The organism is Methylobacterium sp. CCH5-D2 (assembly GCF_001556475.1).
GTDB lineage: Bacteria > Pseudomonadota > Alphaproteobacteria > Rhizobiales > Beijerinckiaceae > Methylobacterium > Methylobacterium hispanicum.
Genome location: NZ_LSIX01000476.1, coordinates 1 through 9,367, shown reverse-complemented (window position 1 = coordinate 9,367; position 9,367 = coordinate 1). Strand labels below are relative to the sequence as shown.

10 protein-coding genes are annotated in these 9,367 nt (G+C 70.9%); 7 read left to right on the top strand and 3 right to left on the bottom strand.

Annotated features, from left to right (window positions below; all coding sequences use genetic code 11):
* A partial coding sequence (locus tag AX737_RS12120) for a DUF2778 domain-containing protein (protein ID WP_156453674.1) occupies positions 1-957 on the top strand: 957 nt, incomplete at its 5' end.
* A gap of 78 nt (positions 958-1,035) precedes the next feature.
* Here the strand turns inward: AX737_RS12120 and AX737_RS12115 are convergent.
* Positions 1,036-1,599 (bottom strand): MucR family transcriptional regulator, encoded by a 564-nt coding sequence (locus tag AX737_RS12115; protein ID WP_066921643.1) that lies wholly within the window; start codon positions 1,597-1,599, stop codon positions 1,036-1,038.
* 450 nt (positions 1,600-2,049) lie between these two features.
* On the opposite strand from AX737_RS12115, the gene AX737_RS12110 reads away from it, so the two are divergent.
* The 5 genes from AX737_RS12110 to AX737_RS12090 are packed head-to-tail and all read left to right on the top strand — an operon-like array spanning position 2,050 to position 7,558.
* Positions 2,050-3,639 carry an ABC transporter substrate-binding protein gene (locus AX737_RS12110; protein WP_082773001.1) on the top strand — a complete coding sequence of 530 codons (1,590 nt, stop codon included), beginning with the start codon at positions 2,050-2,052 and terminating at the stop codon, positions 3,637-3,639.
* A 10-nt stretch (positions 3,640-3,649) separates the two neighbouring features.
* Positions 3,650-4,630, top strand: a complete 981-nt coding sequence (locus tag AX737_RS12105; RefSeq protein ID WP_066921641.1) for an ABC transporter permease — start codon at positions 3,650-3,652, stop codon at positions 4,628-4,630.
* Positions 4,627-5,586 carry an ABC transporter permease gene (locus AX737_RS12100; RefSeq protein WP_066921639.1) on the top strand — a complete coding sequence of 320 codons (960 nt, stop codon included), beginning with the start codon at positions 4,627-4,629 and terminating at the stop codon, positions 5,584-5,586. The genes AX737_RS12105 and AX737_RS12100 overlap by 4 nt, the downstream gene beginning before the upstream one ends.
* A complete protein-coding gene (locus AX737_RS12095) occupies positions 5,583-6,563 on the top strand; it encodes an ABC transporter ATP-binding protein (protein WP_066921637.1) in 981 nt (326 codons plus the stop codon). The genes AX737_RS12100 and AX737_RS12095 overlap by 4 nt, the downstream gene beginning before the upstream one ends.
* On the top strand, positions 6,560-7,558 hold the full coding sequence (locus AX737_RS12090; RefSeq protein WP_066921635.1) for an oligopeptide/dipeptide ABC transporter ATP-binding protein: 999 nt from the start codon (positions 6,560-6,562) through the stop codon (positions 7,556-7,558). The genes AX737_RS12095 and AX737_RS12090 overlap by 4 nt, the downstream gene beginning before the upstream one ends.
* 139 nt (positions 7,559-7,697) lie before the next feature.
* Here the strand turns inward: AX737_RS12090 and AX737_RS12085 are convergent, their stop codons facing one another.
* Complete coding sequence (locus AX737_RS12085; RefSeq protein WP_066921633.1) at positions 7,698-8,150, bottom strand: BLUF domain-containing protein; 453 nt, start codon at positions 8,148-8,150, stop codon at positions 7,698-7,700.
* A 352-nt stretch (positions 8,151-8,502) separates the two neighbouring features.
* On the opposite strand from AX737_RS12085, the gene AX737_RS12080 reads away from it, so the two are divergent.
* Positions 8,503-8,709 carry a hypothetical protein gene (locus AX737_RS12080; protein WP_066921646.1) on the top strand — a complete coding sequence of 69 codons (207 nt, stop codon included), beginning with the start codon at positions 8,503-8,505 and terminating at the stop codon, positions 8,707-8,709.
* A gap of 127 nt (positions 8,710-8,836) precedes the next feature.
* Here the strand turns inward: AX737_RS12080 and AX737_RS12075 are convergent.
* Positions 8,837-9,367 (bottom strand): bestrophin family protein (locus AX737_RS12075; RefSeq protein WP_197430549.1); only part of this gene is annotated, 531 nt, incomplete at its 5' end.

Genomic DNA, 9,367 nt, shown 5'->3' with positions numbered 1-9,367 from the left:
CGTCCCGCCGACCCGCCGAGGGCCGCGCCTGCCCGCACCGCCTGGATGCTCGATCCGACGCCGATCCTCGGGTCCGGCACGCGCACCCTCTCGGCGTCCGCCCCGCCCTCCGGCGCCTTCGCGCCGTCCCCGCGTCCCGCGCCCGCTCTCGTGGCCGCTCTCGTGGCCGAGGCACGGCCGCCGGTCGCGGCGCCGCCGAAGCCCGTGGCGGCCCCGGCCCCGCAGGCGGCGGCCCCGGCCCGGCTCGCCGAGCAGATTGTGCCGCTGCCGATGCCGCGCCCGGCCGAATTGCGCCCCGACGCGCAGGGCCCGCGCATCGCGGCGCGGCAGAGGCTCGCCGCGCGGGCGCAGCAACAGGCCGCGGCCCAGGCACGCGCGCAGTCCGACGCCTCGGCCGAGCGCTCGTTCTTCGACGCGGTGTTCGGGACGCGGCCGGCGGCGGATCGCCCGGAGCCGGCCATGGCGTACGCCGCGCTGGACCGCGATCCCGCGGCGGCGCTCCCGCGCCGGACGCTGGTGCCCGAGCCCTCGGCCGAGGCCACCGCGATCTACGACATCACCGCCCGCACCGTGACCCTGCCGAGCGGCGAGGTTCTGGAGGCCCATTCCGGCCTCGGCCCCGCGCAGGACAACCCGAAGCTCGTCCACCAGACGATGCGCGGCGCGACGCCGCCCGGCACCTATCTGCTGACCGAGCGCGAGGCGCTGTTCCACGGGGTCCGGGCGATCCGGCTCAACCCGGTCGGCGGGAGCGGCGCGGTGCACAACCGGGTCGGCCTTCTGGCCCACACCTACATGCTCGGGCCGAGCGGCGCCTCGAACGGCTGCGTCGTCTTCCGAAACTACGACCGCTTCCTGCAGGCCTTCCTGCGGGGCGAGGTGCGCCGCCTCGTCGTGGTGGCGGGCAGCCGGCAGGACCGCCTGCCCGCCGTGGCGCAGAGCCTGTTCGGCCGATAGACCTCGCTGGCCGGACGCGGGAGCCGAGGCTCCCGCGTCCGGCGCGGCGGCAGAGCGCCCCGTGCGTTCCGAACCGTCCTACTCGGCGGCCTCGGCCGCGGACTTCTTCCGGCCGCGGCCCTTGGCGGGCGCGGCGGCCTCGGCCGGCTTGCTGCGGCGGCCGCGCGTCTTCGGCGCCTCCGCCGGGGCCTCGGAGACCGTCTCGACCGGCTCGGCCTCCCGGGCAGCGGCCTCGCTCTTGCGGCCGAGACCCAGGCTGCGGGCGAGCTCGGAGCGCTTGGCCGAGTAGCTCGCGGCGGTGGCCGGGTAGTCGGCCGGCAGGCCGAAGCGCTGGCGGTAGGCCTGGAAATCCATCCCGTGCTTCGTGAGGTGCCGCTTCAGCGTCTTGTAGGGCTTGCCGTCGATGAAGCTGACCAGGGCATCCGGCGTGATCGACTTGCGGATCTGGGCCGGGGTGAGCTTCTCGACGGGAGCCTCCACCGCCTCGGCCGGCTTCGAGAGATCGCTGAGCGCCGCGTGAACGGTGCCGATCAGCGCAGGAAGATCGACGGCCTGGATGTGGTTGTTCGAGACATAAGCCGAGACGATATCAACCGTCAGCTCGATCTGATCCGTTCCTAAAACTTCATCATTCTCCGACACGACGACCTCCCGACCACAACGGCCTGAGACAAAGGGCAAGATCACCGATCCGTCAAGACAGCCCATAGTCGAATGGGCCGGCAAAACGCATTTGGTGCGACGCTCTCACAGAAATTTCCATCACGATAACGCTCCGGTACGGGCCGCAGGGCTTTCCACGACACGTGATCGTGCTTGGGGATCGTGCTTGGGGCGGTCCGTTCTTCGATCCCGGTTCCCGGCCACGGCATGCATCCACACGCGAGTCGCGAGGCGGGATCCCGGGGCATGCCACCCGGCACCCGCGACGCGCGGGGCGCCCCCGGGGCGGCGGGCGCAAAGCCCGGTTGCACATCGCTCAAGCTTGCTGGCACAAGTTCCGCATACCCGTGAAGGTTCTCCCCGGTCCTCGGACCGATCCCCCTCAGTGGAAACGTGGACATGATGCGCATGCGGTGTGATGCTGTGACGATGAAGAACGCGCTGCTCGCCACCGGACTTGCCCTGGGACTTCTCGGGGGCTCGTCCCTCGCGCAGGCCCAGAACGTCTTCCGCTTCGCCTTCCAGGGCGACATCAAGTCGCTCGATCCCTACTCGCTGAAGGAAACCTTCACGATCGGCATGCACGGGGCCGTCTACGAGGCCCTGGTGATGCGCGACAAGGACATGAAGTTCGCGCCCCAGCTCGCCGAGTCCTGGGAGAACCCGGAGCCGACGCGCTGGCGCTTCCACCTGCGCAAGGGCGTCACGTTCCACGACGGCTCGCCCTTCACCGCCGACGACGTGATCTTCTCGGCGAGCCGCGTGCGCGCGCCGGGCTCGAACTTCCAGACGAACGTGCCGGGCGACGCCGAGTTCGTGAAGGTCGACGACTACACCGTCGACATGAAGCTGAAGACCCCGAATCCGATCGCGATCGCCCAGTTTCCGACCTGGTACATCATGTCGAAGACCTGGGCGGAGAAGAACAACGCCGTCCAGCCCTCGGCCCCGACCGCCACCTCCCCGAGCTACGCCGCGCTCAACGAGAACGGCACCGGGCCCTTCATGATCACCGAGCACCAGCCGGGCGTGCGCACGGTGTTCAAGAAGTTCCCCGGCTACTGGGGCAAGGTCGAGTCGAACCTCGACGAGGCGGTCTTCACCACGATCGGCAACTCGGCCACCCGCGTCGCCGCCCTCCTCTCCGGCGAGGTCGACTGGATCGACCCCGTGCCGCTCCAGGACCAGCCGCGCGTGGAATCGAGCGGCAACGCCGTCGTCATGGCCGGCCCCGAGCTGCGCACGATCTTCCTCGGCATGGACCAGTGGCGCGACGAGCTGAAGGATTCGAGCGTCAAGGGCAAGAACCCGTTCAAGGACAAGCGCGTGCGCGAGGCCTTCTACCTCGCCATCGACGAGGACACGATCGCCAAGCGCGTGATGCGGGGTCAGGCGACGCCCTCGGCGCTCCTCATCGCGCCCTCGCTCTACGACCGCTCGGGCGAGTTCAAGCGGCCCGCCGCCGACGCCAAGAAGGCCAAGGCGCTGCTCGCCGAGGCGGGCTACCCGGACGGGTTCACCCTCACGATGGACTGCCCGAACGACCGCTACGTCAACGACGAGGCGATCTGCCAAGCCGTGGTCTCGATGCTCGCCCGGGTGGGCGTGAAGGTGAACCTCAACGCCCAGCCCAAGGCCAAATACTTCGCCAAGGTGCTGGCTCCCGCCTACGACACCTCGTTCTACCTCGTCGGCTGGACGCCCTCCTCGCAGGACAGCCACAACATCCTGTACGAGATCGCGGGCTGCCGGAACGACCCGAAATCCGGCCGCGGCGGCTGGAACCTGGGCAATTACTGCAACCCGAAGATCGACGAGATCGCCGACAAGGTCGAGCAGGAGACCGACAAGACCCGGCGCGACGCCCAGATCAAGGAGGGCTTCGACACGATCCAGGCAGACTGGGGCTACATCCCGCTGCACCAGCAGGCCCTCGCCTGGGGCGTGTCGAAGAAGATCACGCTGACCCAGCGGCCGGACAACTACCTCTACCTCTACTGGGTGTCGAAGAAGCCCTGAGGCATCGAGCGTGCTCGCGTTCCTGATCCGCCGCCTCGCCCAGGCCTTCGTGGTGCTGGGCGTGGTCGGCCTGATCGCCTTCGCCATGTTCCGGTTCGCGGGCGACCCCGTGAACCAGATCGTCGGGCCGGACACGCCGGTCTCCGAGCGGGCCGAGATCCGCAAATCGCTCGGCTTGGACGACCCGATGCTGGTGCAGTTCGGGCGCTACGCCGGCAACGTGCTCAGGGGCGATTTCGGCATCTCCTACCAGTTCCGCCAGCCGGTGACGGCGCTGCTCTCCGAGCGCATCCCGGCCACGCTGGAACTCGCCTTCTGCGCCACGCTGTTCGCGCTCGGCGTCGGCATCCTGATGGGGGTCTACTGCGCGCTCCGGCGGGACACATTCCTCGCCAAGCTGTTCCAGGCGATCTCGCTCGTCGGCGTCTCGCTGCCGACCTTCCTGATCGGCATCCTGCTGATCTTCCTGTTCTCGGTCACGCTCGGCTGGCTCCCATCCTACGGGCGCGGCGACACCGTGCGGATCGGGGGCTGGACCACGGGCTTCCTCACCGTCTCGGGGCTGAAGGCCCTGATCCTGCCCTCGGTGACGCTGGGCCTCTACCAGATGACCCTGATCATGCGCCTCGTCCGGGCCGAGATGCTGGAGGTGCTGCGCACCGACTACATCCGCTTCGCCCGCGCCCGTGGGCTCACCACCCGCGCCATCCATCTCGGCCACGCCCTGAAGAACACGCTGGTGCCCGTCATCACCATCGCGGGGCTCCAGCTCGGCTCGGTCATCGCCTTCTCGATCATCACCGAGACGGTGTTCCAGTGGCCGGGCATGGGCCTCCTCTTCGTGCAGGCTGTGCAGAACGTCGATATCCCGATCATGTCGGCCTACCTGCTGCTCGTCGCGGCGATCTTCGTCACCATCAACCTCGTGGTCGACCTCCTCTACACGGTGGTCGATCCGAGGCTCCGCACCAGCGTGGGGCGCGCCGCATGAGTGCCGCGACGGACGACGCCACCGCGACCCGGCCGGGACGCCCCCTCTCGCGGCTCGCGCGCTTCCTCGATTCCGATCTCTGGGCGAGCTTCCGCCGCTCGAAGACGGCCATGGTCGCCTTCGTCGCCACCGTGCTGATGTTCGCGCTGGCCTTCGCCGCCCCCTGGATCGCGCCGCAGAACCCCTACGACCCGGCCCAGCTCGACCTCATCAACTCGAACCTGCCGCCGCTCTGGAACGCGGAGGGGCAGGCGCCCTTCCTCATCGGCACCGACGACCAGGGCCGCGACGTGCTCTCGGCGGTGCTCTACGGCCTGCGCCTCTCGCTGATCGTCGGGATGCTGGGGGTGCTCGTCTCGGGCACGCTCGGCATCGCCCTCGGGCTCGTCGCCGGCTATTTCGGCGGCGTGCTCGACACGATCATCATGCGCGTCGCCGACGTGCAGCTCACCTTCCCGGCGATCCTGATCGCGCTGGTGGTGGACGGCGTCGCCAAGGCCTCCTTCGGCAGCGCGCTCGACACCAACGCCACCATCCTGCTCATCGTGGTCTCGATCGGGCTCTCGTTCTGGGTGCAGTACGCCCGCACCGTGCGCTCCTCCGTGATGGTGGAGCGCGGCAAGGACTACGTGCAGGCCGCCCGCCTCATCGGCCTGTCCTCGCCGGTGATCATGCTCCGGCACGTGCTGCCGAACGTGACCGGGCCGGTCTTCGTGATCGCCACCATCAACCTCGCGCTGGCGATCATCACCGAGGCGACGCTCTCCTTCCTCGGCACCGGCCTGCCCGAGACGATGCCCTCGCTCGGCACGCTGATCCGCACCGGCAACAAGTTCCTGTTCTCCGGCGAGTGGTGGGTGGTGGCCTTTCCGGGCGTGGCGCTCGCCGGCCTCGTCATCGCCATCAACCTGCTGGGCGACTGGCTGCGCGACGCGCTGAACCCGAAGCTGCAATGACCGAGACCGTCCTCTCCGTGCGCGACCTGCGCGTCGTCTTCGAGACGCGCCGAGGCACGCTGACCGCTATCGACGGCGTGTCGTTCGACATCGCCCGGGGCGAGATCCTGGGCGTCGTCGGCGAGTCCGGGGCCGGCAAGTCGGTGACGGGCTCGGCCGTGATCGGCCTGATCGACCCACCCGGCCGCATCGCCGGGGGCGAGATCCGCCTGCGGGGCGAGCGCATCGACGACCTGCCGCCCGAGAAGATGCGGCGCGTCCGGGGCCGGCGCATCGGCATGATCTTCCAGGATCCGCTCACCTCCCTCGACCCGCTCTACCGGGTCGGCGAGCAGATCGTGGAGACGATCCGCACCCATACCGACCTCTCCGCCAAGGCCGCCCGGGCGCGGGCGATCGACCTTCTCACCGAGGTCGGCATCCCGGCGCCCGAGCGGCGCATCGACGGCTACCCGCACGAGTTCTCGGGCGGCATGCGCCAGCGCGTGGTGATCGCCCTGGCGCTCGCGGCCGAGCCCGAGCTGATCATCGCCGACGAACCGACGACCGCGCTCGACGTCTCGGTCCAGGCCCAGGTGATCACGCTCCTCAAGCGCCTCTGCCGCGAGCGCGGCACGGCCGTGATGCTGGTGACCCACGACATGGGCGTGATCGCCGAGGCCGCCGACCGGGTCGCCGTGATGTATTCGGGCCGGATCGCCGAGATCGGCCCGGTGGCGAGCGTGGTGCGCCACCCCCACCACCCCTACGCCCGCGGCCTGATGGGCGCGATCCCGACGCTCAGCGACACCGCCGAGCGCCTGACCCAGATCCCGGGCGCCATGCCGCGGCTCACCGCGATCCCGCCGGGCTGCGCCTTCAACCCGCGCTGCCCGAGCGCGTTCGCGCGCTGCCGCACCGAGCGGCCCGAGCCCGTCGCGGTCGAGCGGACGCGGGTCGCCTGCCACCTCTACGACGCGCGCGGAGAAGCCGCATGAACGCAGGCTCGAGCGCCTACGTCGAGGTGAAGGACCTGCGCCGGGTCTTCGACGTCTCGAAGCCCTGGCTCAACCGGGTGATCGAGCGCGCGCCCCGCCAGACCCTCAAGGCGGTCGACGGAGTCGACTTCACGATCCGGCGCGGCGAGACCTTCGCGCTGGTGGGCGAGTCGGGCTCGGGCAAGTCCACGGTCGCCCGGATGGTGGTGGGGCTGCTGCCGCCGTCGGCGGGTGAGGTGCGCATCGCCGAGGTCTCGATGACGGATCCGCGCCAGGCGGCCGAGCGCCGACGCCTGCGCGCGCGGATCCAGATGATCTTCCAGGACCCCTACGCCTCCATGAACCCGCGCTGGCGGGTCGGGGCGATCATCGCCGAGCCGATCCGGGCGTTCGGCCTGGTCCGGGGCGAGGCGGCGATCCGGGAACGCGTCGGCGAGCTCCTGCGACTCGTGGGCCTGCACCCGGACGACGCCGCCAAGTACCCGCACGCCTTCTCGGGCGGCCAGCGCCAGCGCATCGCCATCGCGCGGGCGCTGGCGAGCCAGGCGGAGTTCCTGGTCGGCGACGAGCCGACCTCGGCCCTCGACGTCTCCGTCCAGGCCCAGATCCTCAACCTGATGCGCGACCTCCAGGACCGGCTCGGGCTGACCTACCTGTTCATCAGCCACAACCTCGCCGTGGTGCGCCACATGGCGAGCCGGATCGGGGTGATGTATCTCGGGCGCCTCGTGGAGGTCGGCGACAAGGCCGCGATCTTCGAGCGCCCGCGCCACCCCTACACCCGCATGCTGCTCGACGCGGTGCCGGACCTCGCCCATATCGGCCGCGCCCGCACGCCGGTGTCCGGCGAGATCCCGAACCCGATCGACCCGCCCCCGGGCTGCACCTTCAACCCGCGCTGCCCGCACGCGAACGCGCGCTGCCGGGCCGAGGTGCCCCGCCTCATCGACGGCGTGGCCTGCCACGCGGTGGAGGAAGGGCGGCTGACCGTCTGACCGGGCAAAAAAAGAGCCGCCCCGCGGGCGGCCCGAGTCCGGGAGGAAACGCTCGGAGCGTCCGGCACGCCGGGGTGCCGTACCGGGTGAACCGGACGACGCCGGCTCCGTTCCGAGAAACACGCGTCCGGAATCGTGATCAGGTCAGGCCCTCGCGCCAGAGCAGGCTGATCGGCGCGTCCACGAGCAGAAGCAGGGTGGCGCGCAGGAGTTCGACCCGGCGGGCGGGATCGCGCTCCAGCCCCGGCAGCGGGCCGAGCGCGGCCTCGAGCCGCGCGTCGGCCTCCGGCGAGGCGCCCAGGAAGCCCATCGACCAGCAGCCGAACAGGCGCCGCTCGGTCTCGCCCATCTCGATGACGGAGATGCTGCGGTGGCGCCGGTCCACGAGCAGGCGCTCGAACACGCCGAGCACCTCGGCCTGCCCGCCCTCCAGCACCTGCAGGAACCCGGTCCCCGTATAGACGAGGACGCCGGTCAGGCCGGCCTCGCCGTTCCGGCGGCGCGAGGCTTCCAGGATCGCAGGCAGGTTGGGCGGCCGGAACATCTCCTCCGCCTCGTGGCGGGCCGCGCTCTTGTAGATCAGTCGGAACAAGGCGGGTCCTGTGCGGGGCTCCGGAACGCGCATCCTGGCGGCGAGACCGGGGCCGCTCGACGGCGCGAAGCAGCTTGGGGGTGCAAAGCAGCTCGGCGGCGCGAAGCAGCTTGGCGGCGCGCCCGCACATCACCACAGCCCGGGCCAGGGTACAAATCCCGACCGCGAACCGCTCCTCCCGCCTGTCCGGCCGGCGTCCACCGGCCGCGAGGCCGCGTGCGAGCCCGAGTCCGTTGACGTCTCTTTTTAGTTGTTCTAATTAAGAACTCGCAGCGGGGGCCCCGGCGCGGACGCCGCGGCTCCCTCCGATACGGACCACCACGCAGCCACGACGACGAACGGAGACATGACGATGGCCGGTACCAACGCCTCCTGCGAGAGCTGCCGCTTCTTCGACGACCACAAGCTCAACGGCGCCCAGGCCTCGGGCGACGAGGGCCTGTGCCGCTTCAATCCGCCGGTGAGCCAGCCGGCGCCGGAATCCAAGGGCCTGTGGCCCGTCGTCGCCTCGCAGGACTGGTGCGGCCACTTCACCGCCGACGTGACGGCGGCCGAGTAGGACCCGCGCGACGGGACGGAATCGTGGAGGGGCCGGCGCCTGCGCCGGCCCCTTCCCGCATCCGGCGCCGCGGGCGCCCAGGCGGGCACCCATGCTGGCACCCGGGCGGGAGACCGGAGGCGAGCCCCTATCGGAGCAGGAAGTTCTCGGGCCGCAGCGGCTCGGGCACGGGTTCGCCGAGTGCGTCGAGCACGATCGCCTCGACCATGCGCAGCATGGCGTCGAGAGGCAGGTCGTTCGGGTCGGTGCCGAAGGGCTCCTCCAGCTCGTCGCCCAGCGCGTCGAGGCCGAAGAAGGTGTAGGCCACCAGCGCGACCGCGGCCGGCGTCGCCCAGCCCAGCGAGCCCGACAGGCCGACGGGCAGGAACAGGCAGTAGAGCCAGGCGGTGCGGTAGAGGAGCAGCGTGTAGGCGAAGGGCAGGGGCGTGCTGCGGATCCGCTCGCAGGCCGCCTGGATCGCCGAGAGGTCGGCGACCTTGCGCTCCAGAACGCCGAACAGGACGTCGCCGATCACGCCCCGGCGCATCGCCTCGGCCAGGTCCGCGGAGAGGCGGGCGAGCACCGCGTCGGTCGGGCACAGGGCGCCCGCCGCCTCGCCCGGCGGCAGCCAGGGCGCCACCGCTGCGGCCTCGTCGGCGCCGCGCAGGCGGGCGTGCAG